Origin of the sequence: Chitinophaga qingshengii (assembly GCF_014529935.1) — a bacterium.
In the GTDB taxonomy this organism is placed as follows: domain Bacteria; phylum Bacteroidota; class Bacteroidia; order Chitinophagales; family Chitinophagaceae; genus Chitinophaga; species Chitinophaga qingshengii.
The window spans coordinates 79,839-102,929 of the sequence record NZ_JACVFC010000004.1 but is presented as its reverse complement, the minus strand read 5'-3'; the positions used below and the strand labels follow the sequence as shown (position 1 = coordinate 102,929).

Annotated in this window: 26 protein-coding genes; 15 read left to right on the top strand and 11 right to left on the bottom strand. The window is 48.5% G+C overall.

Translation table 11 applies throughout. The features are described from left to right. Positions 1-101: 101 nt before the first annotated feature. From ispG to ICL07_RS24785, 3 genes are all read left to right on the top strand, one after another. A complete protein-coding gene (gene ispG / locus ICL07_RS24795) occupies positions 102-2,069 on the top strand; it encodes a (E)-4-hydroxy-3-methylbut-2-enyl-diphosphate synthase (RefSeq protein WP_188090763.1) in 1,968 nt (655 codons plus the stop codon). 80 nt (positions 2,070-2,149) lie between these two features. Then, complete coding sequence (locus tag ICL07_RS24790; RefSeq protein ID WP_188090762.1) at positions 2,150-2,515, top strand: hypothetical protein; 366 nt, start codon at positions 2,150-2,152, stop codon at positions 2,513-2,515. 96 nt (positions 2,516-2,611) lie between these two features. Next, positions 2,612-3,505, top strand: coding sequence for a LysR substrate-binding domain-containing protein (locus ICL07_RS24785; RefSeq protein ID WP_188090761.1), 894 nt, complete (start codon positions 2,612-2,614; stop codon positions 3,503-3,505). Between the two features lie 13 nt (positions 3,506-3,518). Here ICL07_RS24785 and ICL07_RS24780 read toward each other — a convergent pair whose 3' ends face one another. From ICL07_RS24780 to ICL07_RS24750, 7 genes are all read right to left on the bottom strand, one after another. Further along, the gene (locus tag ICL07_RS24780; protein ID WP_188090760.1) at positions 3,519-4,043 is read right to left on the bottom strand and encodes a GNAT family N-acetyltransferase; all 525 of its coding nucleotides are present in this window, start codon (positions 4,041-4,043) and stop codon (positions 3,519-3,521) included. A 32-nt stretch (positions 4,044-4,075) separates the two neighbouring features. After that, positions 4,076-4,825 carry a metal-dependent hydrolase gene (locus ICL07_RS24775; protein WP_188090759.1) on the bottom strand — a complete coding sequence of 250 codons (750 nt, stop codon included), beginning with the start codon at positions 4,823-4,825 and terminating at the stop codon, positions 4,076-4,078. A gap of 117 nt (positions 4,826-4,942) precedes the next feature. Beyond that, entirely contained in the window at positions 4,943-5,434 is a 492-nt protein-coding gene (locus ICL07_RS24770) for a lipocalin family protein (RefSeq protein ID WP_188090758.1), read from the bottom strand. A 131-nt stretch (positions 5,435-5,565) separates the two neighbouring features. Further along, the gene (locus ICL07_RS24765; RefSeq protein ID WP_188090757.1) at positions 5,566-6,057 is read right to left on the bottom strand and encodes a hypothetical protein; all 492 of its coding nucleotides are present in this window, start codon (positions 6,055-6,057) and stop codon (positions 5,566-5,568) included. Positions 6,058-6,186: 129 nt separating this feature from the next. Further along, positions 6,187-6,663 (bottom strand): hypothetical protein, encoded by a 477-nt coding sequence (locus ICL07_RS24760; RefSeq protein ID WP_188090756.1) that lies wholly within the window; start codon positions 6,661-6,663, stop codon positions 6,187-6,189. After that, positions 6,654-7,133 carry an RNA polymerase sigma factor gene (locus tag ICL07_RS24755; RefSeq protein WP_188090755.1) on the bottom strand — a complete coding sequence of 160 codons (480 nt, stop codon included), beginning with the start codon at positions 7,131-7,133 and terminating at the stop codon, positions 6,654-6,656. The genes ICL07_RS24760 and ICL07_RS24755 overlap by 10 nt, the downstream gene beginning before the upstream one ends. A 134-nt stretch (positions 7,134-7,267) precedes the next feature. Continuing rightward, positions 7,268-7,768, bottom strand: coding sequence for a GNAT family N-acetyltransferase (locus ICL07_RS24750; RefSeq protein WP_188090754.1), 501 nt, complete (start codon positions 7,766-7,768; stop codon positions 7,268-7,270). 143 nt (positions 7,769-7,911) lie between these two features. Between ICL07_RS24750 and ICL07_RS24745 the strand changes: the two genes are divergently transcribed. The 3 genes from ICL07_RS24745 to ICL07_RS24735 are packed head-to-tail and all read left to right on the top strand — an operon-like array spanning position 7,912 to position 10,798. Further along, positions 7,912-9,183, top strand: coding sequence for an acetyl-CoA hydrolase/transferase family protein (locus tag ICL07_RS24745; RefSeq protein WP_188090753.1), 1,272 nt, complete (start codon positions 7,912-7,914; stop codon positions 9,181-9,183). A 36-nt stretch (positions 9,184-9,219) separates the two neighbouring features. Further along, positions 9,220-10,230, top strand: coding sequence for a lipid A deacylase LpxR family protein (locus tag ICL07_RS24740; protein ID WP_188090752.1), 1,011 nt, complete (start codon positions 9,220-9,222; stop codon positions 10,228-10,230). 28 nt (positions 10,231-10,258) lie between these two features. Next, a complete protein-coding gene (locus ICL07_RS24735) occupies positions 10,259-10,798 on the top strand; it encodes a hypothetical protein (RefSeq protein ID WP_188090751.1) in 540 nt (179 codons plus the stop codon). A 5-nt stretch (positions 10,799-10,803) separates the two neighbouring features. Here ICL07_RS24735 and ICL07_RS24730 read toward each other — a convergent pair whose 3' ends face one another. Continuing rightward, positions 10,804-11,265 carry an SRPBCC family protein gene (locus ICL07_RS24730; RefSeq protein ID WP_188090750.1) on the bottom strand — a complete coding sequence of 154 codons (462 nt, stop codon included), beginning with the start codon at positions 11,263-11,265 and terminating at the stop codon, positions 10,804-10,806. A gap of 94 nt (positions 11,266-11,359) precedes the next feature. Here ICL07_RS24730 and ICL07_RS24725 point away from each other — a divergent pair, with 94 nt between their 5' ends. Beyond that, entirely contained in the window at positions 11,360-12,844 is a 1,485-nt protein-coding gene (locus ICL07_RS24725; RefSeq protein ID WP_188090749.1) for an Ig-like domain-containing protein, read from the top strand. Between the two features lie 57 nt (positions 12,845-12,901). Continuing rightward, on the top strand, positions 12,902-13,519 hold the full coding sequence (recR, locus tag ICL07_RS24720) for a recombination mediator RecR (protein ID WP_188090748.1): 618 nt from the start codon (positions 12,902-12,904) through the stop codon (positions 13,517-13,519). Between the two features lie 179 nt (positions 13,520-13,698). Here the strand turns inward: recR and ICL07_RS24715 are convergent, their stop codons facing one another. Further along, on the bottom strand, positions 13,699-13,914 hold the full coding sequence (locus tag ICL07_RS24715) for a hypothetical protein (RefSeq protein ID WP_188090747.1): 216 nt from the start codon (positions 13,912-13,914) through the stop codon (positions 13,699-13,701). Between the two features lie 410 nt (positions 13,915-14,324). Here ICL07_RS24715 and ICL07_RS24710 point away from each other — a divergent pair, with 410 nt between their 5' ends. The 6 genes from ICL07_RS24710 (at position 14,325) to ICL07_RS24685 (ending at position 20,123) form a co-directional block, all read left to right on the top strand. Further along, positions 14,325-15,341, top strand: a complete 1,017-nt coding sequence (locus ICL07_RS24710; protein ID WP_188090746.1) for a homocysteine S-methyltransferase family protein — start codon at positions 14,325-14,327, stop codon at positions 15,339-15,341. Between the two features lie 24 nt (positions 15,342-15,365). Continuing rightward, the gene (metH, locus tag ICL07_RS24705; protein WP_425490631.1) at positions 15,366-18,137 is read left to right on the top strand and encodes a methionine synthase; all 2,772 of its coding nucleotides are present in this window, start codon (positions 15,366-15,368) and stop codon (positions 18,135-18,137) included. Between the two features lie 8 nt (positions 18,138-18,145). Next, a complete protein-coding gene (locus ICL07_RS24700) occupies positions 18,146-18,910 on the top strand; it encodes an exodeoxyribonuclease III (protein ID WP_188090745.1) in 765 nt (254 codons plus the stop codon). Between the two features lie 49 nt (positions 18,911-18,959). Then, positions 18,960-19,262, top strand: coding sequence for a DUF4286 family protein (locus tag ICL07_RS24695; protein WP_188090744.1), 303 nt, complete (start codon positions 18,960-18,962; stop codon positions 19,260-19,262). 316 nt (positions 19,263-19,578) lie between these two features. Next, positions 19,579-19,848, top strand: coding sequence for an HU family DNA-binding protein (locus ICL07_RS24690; RefSeq protein WP_029465307.1), 270 nt, complete (start codon positions 19,579-19,581; stop codon positions 19,846-19,848). Positions 19,849-19,997: 149 nt separating this feature from the next. Beyond that, positions 19,998-20,123: a 30S ribosomal protein THX gene (locus ICL07_RS24685; protein ID WP_188090743.1), complete on the top strand. Its 126-nt coding sequence runs from the start codon at positions 19,998-20,000 to the stop codon at positions 20,121-20,123. Positions 20,124-20,207: 84 nt separating this feature from the next. Here the strand turns inward: ICL07_RS24685 and pdxH are convergent, their stop codons facing one another. After that, on the bottom strand, positions 20,208-20,855 hold the full coding sequence (gene pdxH, locus ICL07_RS24680; RefSeq protein WP_188090742.1) for a pyridoxamine 5'-phosphate oxidase: 648 nt from the start codon (positions 20,853-20,855) through the stop codon (positions 20,208-20,210). Between the two features lie 87 nt (positions 20,856-20,942). On the opposite strand from pdxH, the gene ICL07_RS24675 reads away from it, so the two are divergent. Then, positions 20,943-22,052 carry a DUF3298 and DUF4163 domain-containing protein gene (locus ICL07_RS24675; RefSeq protein WP_188090741.1) on the top strand — a complete coding sequence of 370 codons (1,110 nt, stop codon included), beginning with the start codon at positions 20,943-20,945 and terminating at the stop codon, positions 22,050-22,052. A 144-nt stretch (positions 22,053-22,196) separates the two neighbouring features. Here ICL07_RS24675 and pyrH read toward each other — a convergent pair whose 3' ends face one another. After that, positions 22,197-22,910 carry a UMP kinase gene (gene pyrH, locus ICL07_RS24670; protein ID WP_113616223.1) on the bottom strand — a complete coding sequence of 238 codons (714 nt, stop codon included), beginning with the start codon at positions 22,908-22,910 and terminating at the stop codon, positions 22,197-22,199. Between the last annotated feature and the right edge of the window lie 181 nt (positions 22,911-23,091).

Below are 23,091 nucleotides of genomic sequence, written 5' to 3'. Positions count from 1 at the left end.
CACCTTTGCAGGTACCGTTCGTGGAATTTAATGTAGCTTTAAGGTGTGGGGTAATTGCCCCGCAGGTTTATTAACTTTGCACCTGCAGAAAACAAACACGTATGCAGCTTTATTGCAACTCATTAACAGAATACAAACGACTGGCCACACTGGAAGTAAAGGTAGGAGATCTTCTCATTGGCAACTTCCATCCTATCCGTATCCAGACGATGACCACCACCGATACCATGGACACCGCCGGCACCGTAGCCCAGGCCATCCGTTGTATCGAAGCAGGCGCAGAGCTGGTCCGCATTACCGCTCCCAGCAAAAAAGAAGCGGAAAACCTGTTGAACATTAAAAACGAATTGCGGCGCCAGGGTTACCATACCCCGCTGGTTGCTGATATACACTTTACGCCCAATGCCGCCGAAATAGCCGCCCGCATTGTGGAGAAAGTAAGGATCAATCCCGGCAATTATATCGACAAAAAGAAGTTTGAAACACTCGAATATACTGATGCTGAATACCTGGAAGAAATAGACCGTATCCGGGACCGTTTTACCCCGCTGATCAACATCTGTAAGGAACACGGCACCGCTATGCGCATAGGCACCAACCATGGCTCCCTGAGCGACCGTATCATGAGCCGTTATGGTGACACCCCTATGGGCATGGTGGAAAGTGCCATGGAATTTCTGCGCATCGCAGAAGACCTGCACTACCGTAACATTGTGCTGAGCATGAAAGCCAGCAACCCACAGGTGATGGTACAGGCTTACCGCCTGCTGGTACAAACCATGCAGCAAGAGCTGGGCCACTGTTACCCGCTGCACCTGGGCGTAACAGAAGCTGGTGACGGTGAAGATGGCCGTATCAAATCCGCCATTGGCATCGGTACCCTGCTGGAAGATGGTGTGGGTGACACTATCCGCGTATCACTGACAGAAGATCCTGAGTTTGAGCTGCCGGTATGCCGCGACATTGTAAAACGCTATAGCGGCGCCCGTAGCGAAAAACAGGCAACCAGCCAGCCGCTGGGAACACTGCCTTACTCCCCGTTCTCCTACAAACGCCGGGAAAGTATTACCGTAGATAATACCGGCGACAAACACGTACCCGTAGTAGTTGCAGACTACCGGGACGTAGCCGGTTTACATCCATCAGACCTTAACGCGATCGGCTATACGTACGACGAACCTTCCGACAAATGGAATATCGCCGATGCCGCCGCAGACTATATTTACACCGGCACACAAACGCCTTCCTTCGGCCTGCCGGGCACCCTGCAGGTAGTAGTGGATGCTGTTCAGTGGGAAAATATGACAGATAAGGCCGCCTATGTGCCTTATTTCCAGCCCCGCGCCTACCTCAACGCCGTAGCAGGTGGTCAGACGGGTAAAAAGAACTTTGTAGCCGTTGACTGCGACAACCTGGACACCGCTGATATCACCGCCCTGTTCACGCAGCTGCAGCAACCTGCTGTAGCCGGCGCCACCATCCTGGCGGCCTATGCCAGCGGCAGTAATGCCATGGCCGGCATCAGGAGGTTCTTTATCCTGCTGGCAGCACAACAGGTAACCGTACCGGTGATTATACACAGTATCAGCAGCCAGTCCACTATGGACGAGCACCTGATTCATCATGCCACGGAAGCCGGCGCTCTGTTGCTGGATGGATTTGGCGATGGATTGTGGCTGACCAACCGTAACGCATCGCCCGCACAGCAGGCCACGCTGAACAACATTGCTTTTGGCATCCTTCAGGCTACCCGTACCCGTATTTCCAAAACAGAATATATCTCCTGCCCTTCCTGTGGCCGTACCTTGTTTGACCTGCAGGAGACCACTGCCCGTATCAGGGCGGTTACCCATCACCTGAAAGGCGTGAAAATCGCTATCATGGGCTGTATCGTTAACGGTCCCGGTGAAATGGCTGACGCCGATTTTGGCTATGTGGGCAGCGGCGTTGGTAAAATCACCCTCTACCGGGGCAAGGAGATCGTAAAACGCGGACTCAACAGTGACGTGGCTGTTGACGAGCTGATCAACCTGATCCGTGAAAATGGCATGTGGGTCGAGAAAAACTAATTATTAAATATTGCTTAAAAATGTATCCTGAAGTGTATTATCATCAATAAAAAAGCTTAATTTTTGGTAAAACATTTCTTATGAAAAAGTTGCTTACAGGTGTTCTGGCAATGTTCATGGGTTTAACAGTCGCCATGGCCCAAACTCCTGCCACCACCGCCCAAAAAGAAGCTAAAACGAAGGCTAAAACTGAACAAAAGGCTGCTAAGAAGGAAGCCGAAAAGAAAGAAGCCACCGTTAAGAAGGAAGCTGCCAAACCAGCTCCGGAAGCTTCACCTGTAGCTAAATCAGAGCACGTTACAAAGAGCGGAGCTCCTGACAAGCGCTTCAAAGAAAATAAGGGCACCAGCACAGCGCCGGCATCAGCAGGACCCAAAAAGAAAGACGGTACTCCTGACATGCGCTACAAATCCAACAATCCGAACGCAGGCAAGAAAAAGTCCTGATTTATAATCTCTTTTCTTTATAAGGATTAGGCTTCCAACCGGTAGCTTAATCCTTATTTTTTTGTCTTCTGCCCCGCAAAACCTTATTTTTATTGCATGTTCGATTTCAGACTCAGAGTATTTCACACTGTTGCGAAGAGGCTCAGTTTCACCAAGGCCGCAGAAGAATTATATATCTCCCAGCCCGCTGTTACCAAACATATCCACGAGTTGGAACAACAACTGGGCATGGCCTTATTTGAAAGGATCGGTAACCGGATTAAACTGACCCGTGCCGGCCAGCTGGTCATGCATCATGCGGAGATTATCTTCACCGACTACCGTAACCTCGAGTATGAAATCAACCAGCTGAAACACACACAGGGCGGTCTGCTGGCCATTGGCGCCAGCACCACTATTGCACAGTATCTGATTCCCCCGTTACTGGCTAAATTCAACCAGCGGTACCCCGACGTAAAAACTTCGCTTACCAATGGCAATACAGAACAGATAGAACAAGCCCTTTTTGAAAAGAACATCCTGCTGGGCATTATAGAAGGTAGTTCCAAAAATCCATTGCTGAAATATGTGGAGTTTGCACGCGATGAAATAGTCCTCATCGGAAACCCCAAACACGTCTATGGCAGCGGAGAACCACTTTCCCCCGGCGAATTACGCAACATTCCCCTGTTGATGCGGGAACATGGCTCCGGTACCCTGGAGGTGATCACCGATGAGCTGAAACGGTTGAAGCTAAAAATTACCGACCTGAACGTAGCCATGTATATGGGCAGTACGGAAAGCATCAAATCTTACCTGCACCATTCTTCCTGTGCTGCATTTATATCGTTGCAAGCCGTACAAAGGGAGCTGGAAGCCGGTGAATTTGTGGTGTTGCCTATCAAGAACTTCCGGGTGATAAGGAAACTTCATTTCACCTACCAGCAGGGATTGCAGGATAAGCTGGCACAGCTTTTCATCAAGTTTGCCCGGCAGCACATAGCAGAATAGTATTCTCCTCTTTTTATGGTTGTAGCCTGAAATCCTTTTTCTGCAAACGCCAGCGGAACATATTGTCCTGCATGCCGGTTTGCTGCATACCCAGGCGTTGCAGCACTTTTCCGGAGGCGGTATTATCCACCGCGCATTCGGCTTCAACACTTTCCACAAAGGGTTGCCGGAACGCCCAGCTGATCAGGGCTGTAGCAGCTTCCTGCATATAACCCCGGCTGCGATGACCGGGGAGCAGGGAATAGCCGATTTCCACCATACCGTTTTCGTCGGGGCGGCCTTTAAAACAGATGTCGCCCAATACGGTTTTATCTGTAACGGATACGATGACCCATAACAGCCATGGGAAGGCCTTGGGATCATGCTGTAACTGTTCAATTAAGTGTGGTAACAGGTCTTTCAGTTCCGTCTGCGGCCATTCGGGCGGAATGGATGCATTCAGCAGGGCGACAGCTTGCGGGTCCTGCAGGTATATCGCTGTAATCAGCGGCAGGCGGCAAGGGCATACCAATAATCGGGATGTGGTCAGGGGTAACATATCAGGATGATTAAAACCATAATAAGGAACAGCTACGGATGATGTAGCTGTAATTGGGACATATCCAGCTCTTCGCCGGCTTTTAATGCGTGAATCTGCAGCTTCTGCTGGTCCTGCGTAAGCTCTTTCAGTCGTTGAGGCGTGCCCGTAAGTGCGGGCATCGTACCGTAATGGCAAGGGATCACATGTTTCACTTTCAGCAGGCGGATAGCAAAGGCAGCTTCCAGCGGGCCCATTGTAAAGCGGTCGCCGATAGGCAGGATCGCAATATCAGGTTCGTAGATTTCGCCCAGCAGGGCCATATCACCAAATACAGCAGTATCTCCGGAATAATAAACAGACGTATCGTCGCTCATCCAGACGATAAATCCGTTAGCGGCGTGTGTATAACCAATTTTACCATCGGGCATCCATACCTGTGCAAAGTGGAAGGCGTTGGTCATGGTGACTTTGGTATTCAGGATGGATACGGTGCCGCCGGCATTCATCTGTTCAAACACATGTTCCGGTACACCCTGTTCCTGCAGGAAGAGGCGAACAATAGGATTGGCGATTACCTTGGGGGAATGGGAGCGTATCAAATCGATGATTTTGCTGTCCAGGTGGTCCCGGTGGCCATGAGTAATCAGGATCAGGTCAATTTTTCCCGGAAGGGCGTAATCGGCCGGTAGTGCCGGATTACCGGTAAACCAGGGGTCTACGAGAATGACATGGCCTTCCGGTGTAGTCAGTTGAAAACTGGCGTGGCCCAGGAACTTAATTTTGGAATGCTGCGTGCTCATAGTTCATCTGGTTTTTAACCTTTTCTAAATATACTATTATCTTGTGAACAGCTAAAAATGAAAAATCCTGCCTGGACATCGCCGGGCAGGATTTGTTTTTGTATAAACGGGTAAAAATTATTTCCGTTGTAAAGTGTAGATGATGGAGGCATTTTTGCCTTCGAAAGGCACGTTGGCTCTCCATGTCATGGAGCTCCCAGCTTCTGTACATTCCATCAGGTAACCGTCGGCCACATTTTTAGCTTTTACGCCGGAGTACAGTTTTTTGAAACCGAACATGGTCACATTTCCCTGTTTGCTCAGTGTCCATACAATTTTCTGGGAAGCGGGGCTGCAGCCGTCAGCAGTGGACGATAACGTATAGGAACCATTTGCATTATTGTCCGGCAGTATCCATTGGCTGCCGATAAAGCATTTGGCGTTGGCTTCGTCAAAAACGGTTACTTTGGCGTTGTCGGGGATACCTTCATAGCGGATATCGGTAAGCACCCAGTTGCCTTTTACAGCGCCTTTGTTAATGTTGGTAGTTACCCCCTGTTTGGGAGAGCAGGAAGTACCCAGGATTGCGACCAGTGCCAGAAACAATGCTGCGAATGATAAATTTTTCATGGAATAATAATTTGGATGTTATAATGCCTTCTCTGCATTCAACAGCTGCCGTGCAATAAGGTTTAAACAGCCGGAATACAGCGGCAAGTTCAGCATTTGCAAGAAACGTACCAAATGAATATACCTGCAGTTTAATGGCTGGCGGGCAGCAAGGCCTCTGCAGGGGTTTTGAGTTTGATCAGCACATCTTCCAGCTGATTGGTCCGTTTGTAGAGATACCAGGTGCTGGCAGCCAGCGACATCGTTAATACGCACAGGGCGAGAAATGCGCAGCGCCACCAGATGCTGACCGTTATTTTACGGTTCCATCCGGGCTTAATATCGATGTACACGGGTTCTTGTGGCGGTTGCTGTCCTCCGTCGTTATCGTTGTGTTTAAAATAATATTCCTGGTGTTTGAATCGCCGGCCTTCTTCCATCACTTTATCTCTCAGATGGGTGGGCGGCGGAATGGCTTCGGCCATGATGTTGCTTTCGATACGGAGTTCTGCAGCAGCTATTTCCTGCTCCAGCATAGGATGTAACCGTCTCATATACGTTAATTCTCTTTCCTGCTCAGGTGTGGCAAGGCCGAGTAAATAACGTTCAATTACTCCACTGTCTATATAGGCTTTTAAGTCCAAAGCAATGATTTAAAAAATCCTATACCCATCAAAAACATGATTGATAAACAAAATATCTACGAACCGGGAACCCTGGTTGGATTGTAAAATTGAGAAAATAATTTAAATAACGGATTGCCCCAGGTAATATTATATATAAAAAATATTTGCTTTTTGCTCATGTATAAATGTGATAGCAGCAGGATGTTGCTCTTGTCTTTCCTTTTCCTGGCGGTATTTTAGGTAATAGAGGATAGCAAAAAAGAGGAAGATTTTGGACAATATAAAGAGGATGATGAAGAATATTTTCCACCAGCGATGTACGGAGATATAACTACCGTCTTTCGGCTGGATATTGATAAACGTATAATTGGATTGTGCATCCGCCTGTGCACCGGCGTATTCCCAGCGAACTTTCTGCAGTACGCGTTCCCGTATTTCCATAGGCGGCAGCACTGCTTCATCGAAACAAGCCCTTTCCAGCCGGCGTTCTGCCAGTTCCACCTCTGTATCCAGTTCAGGAAACAGTTTTCTCATATGCTCCAGCTCCTCCACTTCTGTTTCAGAAGCGAGGCCCAGCACATACGATTCGATGATGCCGCTTTCGATATAAAATTTTAGTTCCAATGTTCTTTTAAGAATTTTCGGAAGGCTTTCATTGCTTCCCCCAGTATTTCATTTACCTGCCCTTCTGGCATGGCCAGCATACGGGCTATAGTTGTGATCGATAGTCCTTTAAAATAACTCAGCCGAAACACCTGCTGCTCGGAGGCCGGAAGAATAATATAAAACTGCTGCAAAATACCCTCTTCCTTCTTCATGAGTTCTGTCCCCGTGAGCGCCGTTTCCGGGATGGCTTCTTTGATAGCCAGTTCCCTCGTTTTCCGTAATAACCAGGCGAATAAAGTGCGGAAGCCTGAGGAGTAGAACGCATTGATATGTTGGAATGCCCACGCAAAAACCTTTACTATAACGTCGTTGGCCCTATCTTTTATAGGAACCAGTTGTAGCACAACCCCATATAGTGCGCCGGCATAGCGGTCGTATAAGACTTCCTTCGCTGCGGGATCTCCTAACGCCAGCCTTTCTATAAGCATTTGCTCACTTATATGTGTCAGATCTCTCCGCAAACAGTTGTGCTTACAATTTAAGTTCGCTAATTTAAGTAATATCTGCATTGCTTCCGCAGCTACTTATGCACATTTAAAGCTGAAATGGACAACATTTTGGTTTACAACGACATCTTGTATAACCAATATTGCTGTCCCAGTATCGGCGGCAGCTCCCGGATCAGGGAAAACCCCAGTTCATCATACATTTTGCGGGCTGCAGGCATTATTGTACTGGTATGCAGGCCCAGCACCTTTTCACCGGAACGGCGGGCCTCTTCAATAGCCAGTTCCATCAGCCGCCGGCCAATTCCCATCCTCCGGAACGCCGGATCTACACCCAACTGCCGGATATAGGACCAGTCAGCCGGATAAATAGTCGTAGCCTGACCGGAAGGCACCAGGAACACAACGCCTACCAAACGCTCTCCTGAACGGCAAACAAAAGTACCTGCCTGTTCCATCAAGGCTTCCAGCTTATGCATATCCGTTTGATGCTGCTGCATGGCATGCCGGTGTTCCGGCTCCAATGCCGCCGCAAACTCACGATAACTTAATAAAGAGAGATCCCGTATCGCAGCCGCATCTGCCGCGGTAGCCATTTCATAAACCAGGGTGTCCATTTATTTCCTCCGCTTTTTGACTATCCAACAAATAAACGGTGCCGGTTGTTGGATAACACAGATGCATATAAAAATACAACATGATATTGCTCATAAATAATCTATAAAACGCTCGATAAATTTGCTTAACCAACAACGTACGAATGTCTTATACATCTATCCAACATGCCATCCAGCTGATTCAGTCAGGCCACACTGTTTTCATCCATACCGCCGCTGCTACTCCCCGCGAGCTGGTCAAAGCCCTTTCCAACCGCAGCCATGAATTGAAAAATGTACGGCTGGTCAGCATCCACACCGAATGGGAAGCTCCCTATGCTTCTCCGGAACACGCCCATGCCTTTGAAATCGATACTTTTTTTGTCGGTAAGAATGTCCGTCAGGCGGTGAATGAAGGAAGAGCCAACTACATCCCTATGTTCCTCAGTGAAGTACCCCGGTATTTCCGTACCCTGGAAACAGGTATCGATGTAGCGCTGATTACAGTTTCCCCGCCGGACAAAAATGGTTACTGTACACTGGGCGTATCCTGCGACGTATCCAAAGCAGCTATTGACACCGCCCGTATCGTCATTGCAGAAATTAATCCGAATATGCCCCGGGTACTGGGTGATGGCGTGATTCATATTTCCCGCATTACCGCCGCCGTAACAGCCGATTACCAGATCTATACACAGGAAGTGCGGCCCCCCAGCCCTACTGAACTGGCGATTGGTGAACATGTGGCTTCGCTGGTAGAAGACCGGGCAACCTTACAGTTGGGCATCGGAGGTATTCCCAATGCGGTACTGCAATGCCTGCACCACCATAAGGACCTGGGCATCCACACCGAAATGTTTTCTGATGGCGTGATCGATCTGGTAGAAAAAGGAATCATCACCAACCGGTGCAAGGCCATCCACCCTGGCCTGATAGTATCCAGCTTTGCCATGGGAAGCCGGCGGCTGTACGACTTTATGGACAACAATCTGATCATCCGCCTGATGGACGTGGAATATGTCAATAACCCCACGACTATACGAAAAAATCCGCGGGTGACCGCTATCAATAGTGCTATAGAAATTGATATCTTTGGGCAGGTATGTGCCGATTCTATCGGATTCAGGCAATACAGCGGTGTAGGCGGCCAGATGGATTATATGCGGGGCGCAGCCCTTTCTGCCGGCGGCAAACCGATCATTGCCATTCCATCTACCACTTCCAAAGGCATTTCCCGTATTGTATCACAGTTACAACCCGGCGCCAGCGTTGTCACCACCCGGGCTCACGTACATTATGTGGTAACGGAATACGGTATTGCTCATCTGTTGGGAAAAAATCTGAAACAACGCGCACAGGCGCTGATCAATATCGCGCATCCCGATCACCGGGAACAATTGCAGAAAGACGCCTTTGAAATATTCAAGGTGTTTTGATAGCTGAATAACTGTCGGAAACAAAAGGAGGTGCCTATGAAAATCTTTTTATGGGGAATATTCATTTGTCTCAGTACACTCACCGTCGCGCAGGCACAGATCACACAGAATGCCACCAGACAACTGCGCCTGTATGAGGACGACGATTTCTTCAATATATGGGGACGGGGAACAGACCGGGGCTATACCAACGGTACGGCTATCGGTTACGTGTATATGAAAAAGAAAAAATCAACCTTCCTGGATAAATGGATATTTCCCAGGACCGGCCCTTATTCCGTCAATGTTTTTGAGTGGGATCTGATGCAGACTATGATAACGCCCAACCAGATTGCAGATTCCACCTTTGATCCCGGCGACTTTTATTATGCCGGTGCGTTGTTTGCTACCCATGGCCTTACCTCCTATAACCCGGCCAAGAAGTTCCTCGTACATTCGGAGCTGGTATTCGGCGTACTCGGTCCCTGGGCCGGAGCTGAACAGGCACAGCGTTTTTTCCATCAAATTATTCACTACCAGCAACCCGAAGGCTGGGGCAACCAGGTACCCAATGCCCCGTTGCTGAACTACAATATCTACTTCGAAAAAATGTTGTGGCATCCCGTCAAAAACCTGGAAACCCTGGGAGGTATACAAGCCCAGGCCGGCACTATGATGACATCCCTGGGCGCCTGGGTGTATGGCCGCTATGGCCTGATCAATCCTTATTTTGGCGCACTGGACCTGGAGGCCGCCACCCACCGGAAATTCCAGCTATATATATTTGCCCGGCCACGTTTCGCTTTGAATCTGTTTAATGCACTGCTACAGGGAGGCATTTTCAAGTCGACAGATACCAACTTTGAAGAACTAAACAACCAGCAAACCTCTCACATGCGCCGTTTCACCATTGGCATGGATTATGGCATTGGCATTGGCATTGGCCGCACCACTATCCGTTACACACAACAAACCGCCACCGCGTGGATGAGTGGTACCGGCAAACACTCGGTAGGTAATATTACCCTGTTAATTCCCCTGTCCAGGGCAACCTATTTCCCGCAATGATGTTATCTTACTAAAAAAAGAAAAACATATGAACAGCCGTCTATCTTTTTCTGCCGCCGCTCTCCTGCTGCTGGTTGCCTGCGGAGGTGCTACCCGTAACAATACCACCGATTCGGCCCATCTTAATGACACCGCGCTGAACGTGCACGCCGACGCCGGCAGCAACCTCGATGTACAGCCCCTGAGCGGCTATTTCGTCAAAAACAGTATCCAGGTAAACGACAGCCTTACCTTCTGGTTGATCGACAATCCCACTACGTTCGACAGTCTTTTTGGCGTCGCCAAAACCATGAATAATAAAATTGACCGGCCGGATTTCGGCACACAACTGGTGGTTGCCGCTACCATGCCCGCTACTTACTATGGTACGCAGATACAGCTATCCTCCGCCACCACCGACGATTTGACCAATAATGCGGAGATGCATTTTATAGCCACTTCCCAACCGGAAAAAAGTTCTTCCAGTATGATGCCACTGTGGGTAGGCAGCATCCCCAAAACAGGTCAGAGCTCCATTAAAGTGTATACCGGTGATGCGCTTAGCACTACGCTGAAGACCAGAGAATAGCACATTTATCCGAAAAGTTCCTGCACTACCCGAAGCCGGTAGGCAAAAATATTCTCCAGCTGACGTTTTACAAACAGTGTATGCGCCAGACGGCCCAGCCATCCCAGCGGCAGGCGGTAATGGACAGTATCTGTCATCTCCACCCCTCCAGGCACCTCCCTGAAATGATGCTGGTGATGCCATAACCGGTAGGGGCCTACCCGTTGCTCGTCCACAAAATAATCGCCGTTTTGTACGTGGGTGATTTCCGTCATCCATTCCAGCGAAATGCCGGCCAACGGGCATACGGTATAGGTGATGACCTGTCCGGGGTACACCTTCCGTTCATCCGGCGGGGAGGTTACCCTGAATTTCATATAGGCTGGCGTGATCTTCGCCAGGTTACCGGGATTGGAAAAGAAGTCCCACACCTGCTCCAGCGGCGCTGGAATAAACTGCGTACGTTGCAGCAAAAAAATACTGGCCATGTGATAAAGATACATCCTGCGCCGGTCAAAAGAAAAGTGCAGCTTTCCGCCGTTTTCGTAAGTTTGCAGCATTATTTTAATACGACCCGGAAATATGTATCAATATATCAGGAGCTGGGCATTCTGGCTGATTTCTCTTATGATAGCTGTTTCGATGACCCGTTGTGCCAACATTGTGCCACCAGGAGGCGGACCGCGCGACAGTCTCCCGCCTACCCTTTTGGCCGTGAATCCACCGGATTCTTCACTGCATTTCAAAAACAAGAAGGTATACTTCGTGTTTGACGAATTTGTGGAGCTGGATAACGTGAACGATAAGCTCATTGTGTCTCCCACCCTGAAACGCACACCTATTGTGACCGCCAAACTGCGTACCGTCACGATGGAGATAAAGGATACCCTGCAGGAGAACACTACTTATACCTTCAACTTTTCTGATGCTATCCGGGATATCAATGAACGCAACATGATTGCGGAATTCCAGTATGTGGTATCTACCGGTAATTACCTGGACAGCCTGCAGATCAAAGGTCACCTGATAGATGCAGAACTGGGCCGGCCGGATAGTAATGTAGCCGTAATGCTGTACCGCAACCTGGAAGATTCCATCGTATCTAAGGAGAAACCTGTGTATTACGCCAAAACCCGTCCCAACGGCTCATTCTGGTTTAAGAACCTGGCTCCCGGCACTTATAAAATATTTGCCCTGAAAGAAGAAGACCGTGACCTTCAATACAACCAGCCTTCCGAAATGATTGCTTTCCAGGAGCAGCCGATTGTTATCAAGGAAAAAAACCTGGATGACATTAACCTGCTGATGTTTATGGAGCGGGACAGTACCATTAAAGAACCTTTACCAGCGCAGGATTCCCTGGATCTGGCCCAGGAACAGGAAGAAAAGGAAAGGGAGCGGGAGAAGGAAAAGGACAAAAAGAAAAAAAACCCGAAGCTGCAGGTAACACCTACGCTGGACGGAGGTTTACAGGAGCTCCCGGCTCCCATGCAACTGACCTTTAACCTACCGCTGAGGACGCTGGACAGTGCCCGGATGATATTGGGTGAAGACAGCACATTTTCACCGGTGACCTTCCATTCCAATATGGACAGTACCCATACCAAACTGACGCTGCACTATCCCTGGAAAGAGGGAATGGCCTACCGGTTGATTATTCCGGCGGATGCCGCCACGGATACCACCGGGCAACAGTTGCCCAAACCGGATACCATCAGCTTCAAATCCAAAAAGGCCAGCGATTACGCTATTTTTGTCGCTACCCTGAAAGTCAGCGACAGTACACGGCAGGCCATTCATGACGATTCCATGCACTATGTTATACAGCTCGTACAGGACAAAGCCATCAAATACTCCGGTACTGTAGAGAATGGCACCTGGACCCAGAAATTCATTACACCCGGGGAATATGAAGTACGGGTATTGCTGGATGCCAATAACAACGGTAAATGGGACCGCGGCCAATATTACAAGGAGCCTAAACGGCAGCCTGAACGGGTTATCCTGGTACCAGGCAAACAGAACCTGAAGGCCTATTGGACCATCCGAAGCCCGATAGAAATATAACTGATGGCCGGTGTACCGCTGTAGCCAGTACACCGGCAATATTCCTACCTTTGCATTATGGTATTCTCTTCCGCTCTGATAGAAAACGCTGTCAATGAATTTGCCAAGCTACCGGGTATCGGTAAAAAGACTGCCCTTCGTTTGGTATTACATCTGTTGAAACAGGAAACCGTGCAGGTACAGCAATTTGGTGAAGCAATCGCCCGTATGCGGCAGCAGATCCGGTTTTGTAAGGTATGCCATAACGTTTCCGATGAAGAAATCTGTGGTGTTTGCAGCAGTCACTCCCGCCAAAGACAGGTGGTTTGCCTGGTGGAGAGCATCCGTGATGTAATGGCCATCGAAAATACCCAACAGTTTAACGGTTTGTATCATGTATTGGGTGGCATTATCTCCCCTATTGATGGCGTTGGTCCTGAGCAACTCAATATTCAGTCGCTGGTAGAGCGGGTAAAAAACGAGGGTGTAACGGAGGTGATTATGGCGCTAAGTCCTACTATTGAAGGAGATACCACCATTTATTATTTATCCAAGAAGCTCCGGGAATATCCGGTGAAGATTACCACTATTGCGCGGGGAATTGCTTTTGGCGGAGAGCTGGAATACGCCGATGAGATGACGCTGGCCAGGTCTATTTCCAACAGGTTACCGCTGGATAGCTACGTTAAACCATAAACATTTACGGATTTTTTGATTTACGGATGTAGGAATTTATTAAGAAATTTTGCTCTTGGGGCATTATTAAATTATTCAATAAATTCCAAAATCCGTAAATCAAAAAATTCCAAAATAAAATACGGGCGTTCAATAACGCCCGTCTTCGTTTAACCTGTAATTCCACGTTATGAAAAAGGTCAGTGTACGTCTTTTTCAGGCGTACCCTGAAATATGGTATGATTGGTTTCTGATTGTTTTTCCCGCAGCTCTTTCCAGCGCTGCATTTCGTATTTATTAAGGAAACATACCTTAAATACCGCTGGTTCGTTTCCATCATTCAATTCCGGCACTGGTTGCAAGCCCAAGCCTGCCAGGTGTTCCCTGAGCGCATGGATATGTTCTGCTATCGTCATGACCAAACCTCTTTTTGTTGTAATAAAACATGGGAAGAAACTCCCTGAAAAAACGATGCGCTGTTATTGGCAACAGCATCCCGAGGGACAGCAGGCATAGGACTGGTGGGGGGCCACGGCCGGGTTCAACAGTATGTTCAGCTTTTGTTGCATGGTGTTTTTCTATTACCCTACAAATATAGTAGACTTTATAGACTTCTACCAAATAAAAATAATGTTATAGACAAAATCTATATAAACCGATACTAGTATCAATCCATGAAAAATCGTTGCTCCATGCAGTACAGAACGGACAAATAACCTGTTTTAGGATATGAAAATAGTTTATCTTTACAGGATACTACGGGGTGGATTTGTTTATTGTTCGACCCTGTTTCGATTCTAAACAGCAACTAATAAACACCTAAAACATGAAATCTTTACAAGACTGCGCTAATGAGCGTGTGCTCATCATTGACGGTGCCATGGGCACCATGATCCAGCGGTACAAACTCCAGGAAGCTGACTACAGAGGCACCCGTTTTGCCGATTATCATATGGATCTTAAGGGGAACAACGACCTGCTCAACCTCACCCAGCCTCAGATCATAGAAGCCATCCACAAGGAATACCTGGAAGCAGGTGCTGATATTATTGAAACCAATACCTTCAGCAGCACTTCTATTGCCATGGCGGACTATGACATGCAGGCCCTGGCTTATGAGCTGAATGTGGCTGCCGCCCGGCTGGCTAAAAAGGCTGCCGCGGAATATACGGCTAAAAACCCCGACAAGCCCCGTTTCGTAGCGGGCGCCATTGGTCCGTTGAACAAAACGTTGTCGCTTTCCCCGGATGTAAACAATCCCGGTTACCGCTCCGTTTCTTTCGACGAAGTGGCGGACGCCTACGCTGAGCAGATCAAAGGCCTTTCAGACGGCGGTGCAGACATCCTCCTGATTGAGACCATCTTTGACACACTCAACTGCAAGGCGGCGATATATGCCATTAAGAAATACTTCCGCGAATCCGGCAAACCGGAGTTGCCCATTATGATCTCCGGCACCATCACGGATGCTTCCGGCCGGACATTGAGTGGTCAGACACTGGAAGCTTTCTATATTTCCGTGATGCATGCCAACCCGTTCTCAATAGGCCTCAACTGCGCCCTTGGCGGTCAGCAGATGCGCCCTTATGTAGAAGAACTGTCCAATATCGCCAGCTGCTATGTGAGCTGTTATCCAAACGCCGGGCTGCCTAACGCCTTTGGGGAATATGACGAGGAACCGGAAGATACTGCCTGCATCATTGAAGACTTTGCCAGTTCCGGGTTTGTGAATATTGTAGGGGGCTGTTGCGGTACTACTCCAGACCATATCCGGCACATTGCCCAGCATGTAAAAAAGATCGCTCCACGTCGGAAACCGGAGCTGACAGACACCCTGGCATAACCCCCTAAAACAGAGAAAGTAATCATGAGTGCAAATACATCTCCCAATACAAGCAACGAAACATTCATCATGGAACCGGACCAGTCCGAACAACGGGTGATCCGGCCATATATGCGCCTGAGCGGCCTCGAACCCCTGATTGTAAGGCCGGAGACCAATTTTATCAATGTCGGCGAACGTACCAACGTAACCGGCTCCAAAAAATTTGCCCGCCTGATACGGGAAGGTCTTTATGAAGAAGCCCTGTCCGTAGCCCGTCAACAGGTGGAAAACGGCGCCCAGATACTGGACGTGAACATGGACGACGCCCTGCTCGACGGGGAACAGGCCATGTCTACCTTCCTGAAACTGCTGGCGGCAGAACCGGATATCTCCCGTATCCCGATCATGATTGACTCCAGTAAATTCAGTGTAATTGAAGCAGGTCTGAAGTGTGTACAGGGAAAATGCGTGGTGAACTCTATCAGTTTGAAAGAAGGTGAAGCCAAATTCATAGAACAGGCCTATATCTGCAAAAGTTATGGCGCCGCCGTTGTAGTGATGGCTTTCGATGAACATGGCCAGGCCGATACGGAAGAAAAACGTGTCAGCTTCAGCCACCGCGCCTATAAAATACTGACCGAAGTAGTGGGTTATGACCCGCAGGATATCATCTTCGACCCCAATATCTTCGCGATTGCCACCGGTATCGAAGAACATAACAACTACGCCGTGGAGTTTATCAACGCCACCCGCCGTATCAAGGAACTGATGCCACTGGCCAAAGTAAGCGGTGGTGTCAGTAACGTGTCTTTTTCTTTCCGTGGTAATGAAACCGTGCGGGAAGCGATGCACTCCGTATTTCTTTTCCACGCCATCAAAGCAGGTATGGACATGGGCATCGTGAATGCCGGTATGCTCCAGATCTATGATGATATTGAACCACAACTCCGCGAGCTTTGTGAGGATGCCATACTGAACCGCCGGGACGATGCTACCGAGCGACTGATACAGTTTGCCGATACCGTGAAGTCCAAAGGCAAAGTGATAGAAAAAGACGAAACCTGGCGCCAGGGCACCGTGGAAGAAAGGCTGAGCCATGCGCTGGTAAACGGTATCACCGAATATGTAGACGCCGATACGGAAGAAGCCCGGCTCAAATATCCCCGCCCGCTGGACGTGATCGAAGGTCCGCTGATGGACGGTATGAACATCGTAGGCGACCTGTTTGGCAGCGGTAAAATGTTCCTCCCGCAGGTAGTAAAAAGTGCCCGCGTGATGAAAAAATCGGTAGCCATCCTTACTCCTTATATAGAAGAAGAAAAACTGCGTAACCAGGCTATCCACGGCGGAGAGATCAAATCTGCAGGAAAGATACTGCTGGCCACCGTAAAAGGCGACGTACACGACATCGGTAAAAACATCGTGGGCGTAGTACTGGCTTGTAATGGCTATGAAATCATCGACCTGGGTGTGATGGTGCCTACAGAGAAAATACTGCAGACTGCCCGCCAGGAAAAAGTGGATATCATCGGTCTCAGTGGCCTGATCACCCCCAGCCTGGATGAAATGGTACATGTGGCCCGTGAACTGCGGCGCCAGGAGTTTGACATTCCGCTCATCATCGGCGGCGCCACCACTTCCCGCACCCATACTGCAGTGAAAATAGCCCAGGAATACGCCCATGGCGTAGTACACGTACTGGATGCCTCCCGCAGTGTAACCGTTACCGGCAGTCTGCTCAACAAAGCCCTGAAAAAGGACTTCCTGGCCTCCGTGAAAGCGGAATACGAGAAACTGAACGAGGCCTTCCGGAACAAAAAACCGGTTAAACAATACCTTCCTTTCGAAGTTGCACAGCAAAACAAGGCCGCTATTGACTGGGAGAAATTCACCCCTGTGAAGCCGAAGTTTACCGGTGTAAAAGTATTTGAAGACTATGACCTCGCGGAAATAGCCCAATATATCGACTGGCAACCATTCTTCATTGCCTGGGAACTACATGGTAAATTCCCCCAGATCCTGACGGATGAAGTAGTAGGCACTGAAGCTACCCGGCTGTATAAAGATGCCCAGGACCTCCTGGCCAAAGTGATCAGCGAAAAATGGCTGGGCGCTAAAGCCGTGATCGGCATTTTCCCGGCCAATGCCACCGCCCCGGACACCATACAGGTGACGCCGGAGCAGGCAGACATTAAACCGGTTGCGCTGGAATTCCTGCGGCAGCAGATCAAAAAAGCACCCGGACAGCCCAATCAGTCCCTTGCAGACTATATCGCTCCCGCTTCCTATGGTAAAACCGATTATATCGGTGGTTTCGCCGTAACAGCCGGTATCGGTATCGAAAAATGGCTGGAGAAATTCAAGGCCGAGCACGACGACTACAACAGCATTATGCTGAAAGCGCTGGCCGACAGGCTTGCAGAAGCCTTTACAGAGCTGATGCACGAACGGGTGCGGAAAGAATTCTGGGGTTATGCCAGCGAAGAACACCTCAGCAATGAGGCCCTGATCCGGGAAGAATACATGGGTATCCGGCCGGCGCCAGGTTATCCGGCCTGCCCCGAACATACCGAAAAATACAAGCTGTTCGACCTGCTGAATGCTACCGAAAACGTCGGCATTACGCTGACCGAATCATTGGCCATGTATCCTGCCGCCAGTGTTAGTGGCTGGTATTTCGCCAACCCGGAAGCACGGTATTTCGGCCTGGGCAAGATCGAAAAAGACCAGGTGACCGACTATGCCGCCCGTAAAGGCTGGACCATAGAAGAAGCAGAAAAATGGCTCCGTCCCAATCTGGAATACGACATTTAATCCAATACATGAGAATCATATCATACAACGTGAACGGCCTCCGTTCCGCTATGACCAAGGGTTTCACCGAATGGCTGCAAACAGATCCTGCAGACGTGATTTGTTTACAGGAGATCAAAGCCCACCAGGATAATGTGGACTTCAAACAATTTGAAGCACTGGGTTACGAACATTACTGGTACCCTGCGCAGAAGAAGGGCTATAGCGGCGTTGCCGTGCTCACACGCATCAAACCGGACCAGGTGGTTTATGGCAGCGGCCATGCCCAAAGCAATGAAGAAGGCCGCTTTATCCGGCTGGATTTCGGCGATCTGACGCTGATCAATACCTACTTCCCCTCCGGTACCAGCGGTGATGCCCGTCAAACCTACAAGTACCAGTGGCTGGACGAGCTGTTTACTCACCTCGGTGAACTGAAACAAACCAGGCCCAACCTGATACTGTGCGGCGATTACAACATTTGTCATAAAGCGATCGACATCCATGATCCTGTCAGCAATAAGAATGCTACCGGTTTTCTGCCGGAAGAAAGGGCTTGGATGGACCGTTTCTTTGAAAGCGGTTTTGTGGATACGTTCCGGCATTTCAACCCGGACCCGCATCAGTACAGCTGGTGGAGCTTCCGCGCCAATGCACGGAACAACAACAAGGGCTGGCGGATCGATTATATCAACGTGACCACCCCGTTAAAGGACAAGCTGAAACATGCCTCCATTTACCAGCATGTGAAACATTCAGACCACTGTCCGGTGTTCCTGGAACTGTCCCTCTAGGCGGTTTTGCGACATCCGGACAGCCGGATTTTATACCTGCACGAATATCATGATCATTTATAACGTAACGGCCAAAGTGGCTACAGATAAGCATTCCGACTGGTTACAATGGATGCGGGAAGAACAGATTCCGGCGATGTTAAGCACCGGTCTTTTCAATGATTACCGTATGTGCCGCCTGTTAGAGCAGGACGATACGGAAGGTCCTACCTACGTAATACAATACTTTACCTCCAGCCTCGAACACTACAACACCTTCCTGGCTGTGCAGGCAAATGCCCTCCGGCAAAGAGGTTACGACCTGTTTGGCGACCGTTTTATCGCCTTTCATACCGTGATGGAAGTGTTGTAAACGATGCTTAACAATTAAATTTATCCACAGGAAATTCACTATTTTCAAGGCCTCCGGACTTTGGTACAATACTTGAAAAGCGCCCGCTTTTGCAGCCTAAATATCCGGAAATCCGCTATGGCACAACGTTTTACGAGAGCCTGCTAAAGTTTCCCACTTTAGCAGGTCATCGCCCAATCAGCTGTAACCGTTACCAGTAGCGTTTTCCAGCCGATAAAAATTTCTATAAAAAAGTTGTGAAAAATTTGGTAATCTGATAAAACGCGCTATATTTGCTCACATCAAACATTTTTTCACTAGTTAAATCTTACTAACTATGAACAAAGCCGAATTAATCGACAAGCTCGCTAAAGACGCAGCAATCACTAAAACCCAAGCTAACGAAGCACTGGATTCCTTCACTAAAGCTGTTGCTGATACCCTGAAAAAAGGTGGTAAAGTAACACTGGTAGGTTTCGGTACTTTCTCTGTTTCTAAACGTGCAGCACGTAACGGTAGAAACCCACAGACTGGCCAGATCATCAAGATCAAAGCTAAGAAAGTTGCTAAGTTCAAAGCTGGTAAAGCTTTATCCGACAAGCTCTAATCAGTTAGCACAACTTATTCAAGCAAGGAACAATCATGTTTCTTGCTTTTTTTTTATATAGAAGTCCGACTGTATGCTATTTCCGCGATTTAGCGTATTTTGCAGTCTGATAACAATTAATAACACAACAAATTTCAAATTATTCTTTTATGGGTAGAGGAGATGTAAAAACCAAAAGAGGTAAAATCTTCAGCAAATCTTTCGGTAAATCAAGACCAGCAAGAACCAGGAAAGGCGCTGCTGCAGCTGCTCCTAAAGCTGAGAAAAAAGCATAAATATTTAGGGATTTTCTGATTTACGAATTTTTTGATTTCGTTATCTACATCAAAAAATTCGTAAATCAGAAAATCCCTAAATTATCACGGTGCCAGCCTTTCTATTTTCCAGCTGCCACCGGGGGTTAGCGTGTACAAAATACGGTCATGCAGGCGGCTGCTCCTACCCTGCCAGAACTCCATCGCTGTCGGTTTCACGACATATCCACCCCAGTAATCCGGCCTTTGCGGCGCTTCCTTTTCATATTTTGCGGCGATAGCGTCCACTTTTTCTTCCAGGAAATGACGATCTGGAATCACCTGGCTTTGCGGTGAAGCAATGGCGCCGATCCGGCTACCCAGCGGACGGCTGTTATAATATTCATTGCTCAGGTTTTCACCGGCCCTGGATACAATCCCTTCAATGCGCACCTGGCGTTCCAGCTCGCGCCAGAAAAACAGCAGCGTTACATAGGGGTTCCTGGCCAGCTCCTGGCCTTTACGGCTTTCGTAGTTGGAAAAAAACATAAATCCATCCTCATCAAAACTCTTTAGCAGCACAATTCTCGCTGAAGGGCGGCCATCCGGTGTACTGGTGGCCAATGTCATGGCATTGGGCTCGTCCAGTTCGCTGGAAGTGGCGTCATTCCACCATTTTCCAAATTGTTGCAAAGGTGTTGGCGCTACCTCCTGTTCATTGAGAGAGGCCAGTTTATAGTCTTTCCGCAGGTCTGCTACTTTCTGGTTTAACATGGTTGTAAATATTTAATTGGTTCAAACCTCTCAACAAAGGTATGGAAGGATAATAGTAATTTTGGGAGACCTGATATAAATCATAGTATGAAAAGAGCGCTCCTATTACTATTACTGGCCGGCGGGCTGTTGCCTGCCTGCCACAACAGTAGCCGGCAGAAGGATCAACCCGATACAGCCAGTGCCGTTATCCCCCTGGCCAGTACACCTTATTATTATACACAGCTGAAAGGCTTGGTAGGAAACCGTCACATTACCATGCAGCTCCTGAAAACAGCGCCGAACCTGTTTCGCGGCTATTATAGTTATGACAGCGCCGGGCAGCCCATTAGTATATGGGGCAGCCAGGACGGAGAACAGGTAAAGATTTATGAAGATAATGGCAGCCATGAAGAAGAACGTTTTTTTGGTGGCAGCTTAGGAGATGATGGCACTTTTAAAGGCGTATGGCATGGCGACAGTACCTCCTGGCATTTTGAGCTGCATACAGACCTCCGGAAGGCTCAACCGCTGCAGGTATATTATGATGCAGACTCCGTGAAGTTGTTACCTTCCTTTCCCGCTTCTCCGCTGGGGATTGCGTCCAATAGCATTATATGGCCGGACTCGTCTGCCGATTCCAGTCTCACTGTTTTTATCAGAAAAGCGATTACCGGCGATGTGCATATCAGCGATCCCCGGCAATATGTCAAAAGGGCTATTGATTCTTTTGTGACCAGTTACCGTATTGCCGCCAAAGATGCCGACAGCAGCGATATTGCCGATGGTGAATCGGCCTCGTGGAACTGGACTACCGAGAGTGATATGAAGGTAGTGTATAACACCTGGCCGCTGCTGGTGATAGAGAAATATGCCTACGACTTCACCGGCGGTGCACACGGCAATTCCGGTGCTTTTTACCAGACGCTGGACCTGGCCAAACACAAGGTGATAACGCCGGAAGAGTTCTTTAAGCCAGGTTATAAGGATAAGCTGTCACCTTTACTGGACAAGGCTTTCCGTAAAAAATTCCATATCGACGAAGATGAGTCTTTGGACCAGAATCTGTTGGTGAAGACGATTGTGCCGAACAACAACTTTATTGTTACCGATAAAGGGGTGGCCTTTAGTTATGTGCCCTATGAGATTGGGCCTTATGCGTTGGGACAGGTGACGTTGTTTATTCCGTTGACCGAGCTAAAAGGGATATTGAAATAATTTAGGGATTTTTCGATTTACGGATTTTTTGATTTCTGCAAATAAAAGAGCGAAGACCCAAGCGATTGTAATCGTTTAGGTCTTCGCTCTTTGTCAATCTACGAAATCAAGAAATCCGTAAATCAAAAAATTTCATAATTGGTATTAGCCTTTCACCAGGGTACCTACATTTTTGCCCATGATGACGTTCAGGAGGTTTCCTGGTTTGTTCATGTCAAATACGATGATAGGCAGTTTATTTTCCTGGCAGAGTGTAAAGGCCGTCATGTCCATGACGTTGAGTGATTTCTGGTATACTTCAGAGAAGGTGATGGTTTCGAACCGGGTAGCAGTGGCATCTTTTTCCGGGTCGGCGGTATAGATACCGTCAACGCGGGTTCCTTTGAGGATGACATCGGCCTGGATTTCGATAGCACGGAGGGAAGCAGCGGTATCAGTCGTAAAGTACGGGTTACCGGTTCCGGCTCCAAATATAACCACGCGACCTTTTTCCACGTGGCGGATAGCGCGGCGGCGGATATAGGGTTCTGCGATTTGTTCCATTTTAATAGCCGATTGGAGGCGGGTATAGAGCCCTATTTTCTCCAGTCCGCTTTGCAGGGCCATTCCATTGATCACGGTGGCGAGCATGCCCATATAGTCACCCTGGGCTCTTTCAATGCCGGTTTCGGCTTCATTCATTCCACGGTAGATATTACCGCCGCCGATCACGATGGCTACCTGTACACCGAGGTCGGTAACAGCTTTGATATCGTAGGCATACTGGGTAATTACCTTATGATCAATACCATAATTTGCATCCCCCATAAGGGCCTCACCGCTCAATTTGAGCAAAATACGCTTATACTTTGGCAACATGACGCTATAAAATATTGTAAGATTGTGATTTGCTAATGTAATTACGGTATCCTAAGATACAATTTAAAAGCAAGAACCTGCCAATGAAAGCAAAATGCGGTTGATTTTGTTGTTGGCCGGAAATTGCCGGCGCCTGATTTTACAGTGCGCAAAAAAAAGGAGAGAATATTTAGTTCTCTCC

Excerpts from the sequence above, each read along its gene's own strand:
- ispG (WP_188090763.1), top strand. The coding sequence starts at position 102 with ATGCAGCTTTATTGCAACTCATTAACAGAATACAAACGACTGGCCACA.
- ICL07_RS24790 (WP_188090762.1), top strand. The coding sequence starts at position 2,150 with ATGAAAAAGTTGCTTACAGGTGTTCTGGCAATGTTCATGGGTTTAACA.
- ICL07_RS24785 (WP_188090761.1), top strand. The coding sequence starts at position 2,612 with ATGTTCGATTTCAGACTCAGAGTATTTCACACTGTTGCGAAGAGGCTC.
- ICL07_RS24780 (WP_188090760.1), bottom strand. The coding sequence starts at position 4,043 with ATGTTACCCCTGACCACATCCCGATTATTGGTATGCCCTTGCCGCCTG.
- ICL07_RS24775 (WP_188090759.1), bottom strand. The coding sequence starts at position 4,825 with ATGAGCACGCAGCATTCCAAAATTAAGTTCCTGGGCCACGCCAGTTTT.
- ICL07_RS24770 (WP_188090758.1), bottom strand. The coding sequence starts at position 5,434 with ATGAAAAATTTATCATTCGCAGCATTGTTTCTGGCACTGGTCGCAATC.
- ICL07_RS24755 (WP_188090755.1), bottom strand. The coding sequence starts at position 7,133 with ATGCTTATAGAAAGGCTGGCGTTAGGAGATCCCGCAGCGAAGGAAGTC.
- ICL07_RS24750 (WP_188090754.1), bottom strand. The coding sequence starts at position 7,768 with ATGGACACCCTGGTTTATGAAATGGCTACCGCGGCAGATGCGGCTGCG.
- ICL07_RS24745 (WP_188090753.1), top strand. The coding sequence starts at position 7,912 with ATGTCTTATACATCTATCCAACATGCCATCCAGCTGATTCAGTCAGGC.
- ICL07_RS24740 (WP_188090752.1), top strand. The coding sequence starts at position 9,220 with ATGAAAATCTTTTTATGGGGAATATTCATTTGTCTCAGTACACTCACC.
- ICL07_RS24735 (WP_188090751.1), top strand. The coding sequence starts at position 10,259 with ATGAACAGCCGTCTATCTTTTTCTGCCGCCGCTCTCCTGCTGCTGGTT.
- ICL07_RS24730 (WP_188090750.1), bottom strand. The coding sequence starts at position 11,265 with ATGGCCAGTATTTTTTTGCTGCAACGTACGCAGTTTATTCCAGCGCCG.
- ICL07_RS24725 (WP_188090749.1), top strand. The coding sequence starts at position 11,360 with ATGTATCAATATATCAGGAGCTGGGCATTCTGGCTGATTTCTCTTATG.
- recR (WP_188090748.1), top strand. The coding sequence starts at position 12,902 with ATGGTATTCTCTTCCGCTCTGATAGAAAACGCTGTCAATGAATTTGCC.
- ICL07_RS24715 (WP_188090747.1), bottom strand. The coding sequence starts at position 13,914 with ATGACGATAGCAGAACATATCCATGCGCTCAGGGAACACCTGGCAGGC.
- ICL07_RS24710 (WP_188090746.1), top strand. The coding sequence starts at position 14,325 with ATGAAATCTTTACAAGACTGCGCTAATGAGCGTGTGCTCATCATTGAC.
- metH (WP_425490631.1), top strand. The coding sequence starts at position 15,366 with ATGAGTGCAAATACATCTCCCAATACAAGCAACGAAACATTCATCATG.
- ICL07_RS24700 (WP_188090745.1), top strand. The coding sequence starts at position 18,146 with ATGAGAATCATATCATACAACGTGAACGGCCTCCGTTCCGCTATGACC.
- ICL07_RS24695 (WP_188090744.1), top strand. The coding sequence starts at position 18,960 with ATGATCATTTATAACGTAACGGCCAAAGTGGCTACAGATAAGCATTCC.
- ICL07_RS24690 (WP_029465307.1), top strand. The coding sequence starts at position 19,579 with ATGAACAAAGCCGAATTAATCGACAAGCTCGCTAAAGACGCAGCAATC.
- ICL07_RS24685 (WP_188090743.1), top strand. The coding sequence starts at position 19,998 with ATGGGTAGAGGAGATGTAAAAACCAAAAGAGGTAAAATCTTCAGCAAA.
- pdxH (WP_188090742.1), bottom strand. The coding sequence starts at position 20,855 with ATGTTAAACCAGAAAGTAGCAGACCTGCGGAAAGACTATAAACTGGCC.
- ICL07_RS24675 (WP_188090741.1), top strand. The coding sequence starts at position 20,943 with ATGAAAAGAGCGCTCCTATTACTATTACTGGCCGGCGGGCTGTTGCCT.
- pyrH (WP_113616223.1), bottom strand. The coding sequence starts at position 22,910 with ATGTTGCCAAAGTATAAGCGTATTTTGCTCAAATTGAGCGGTGAGGCC.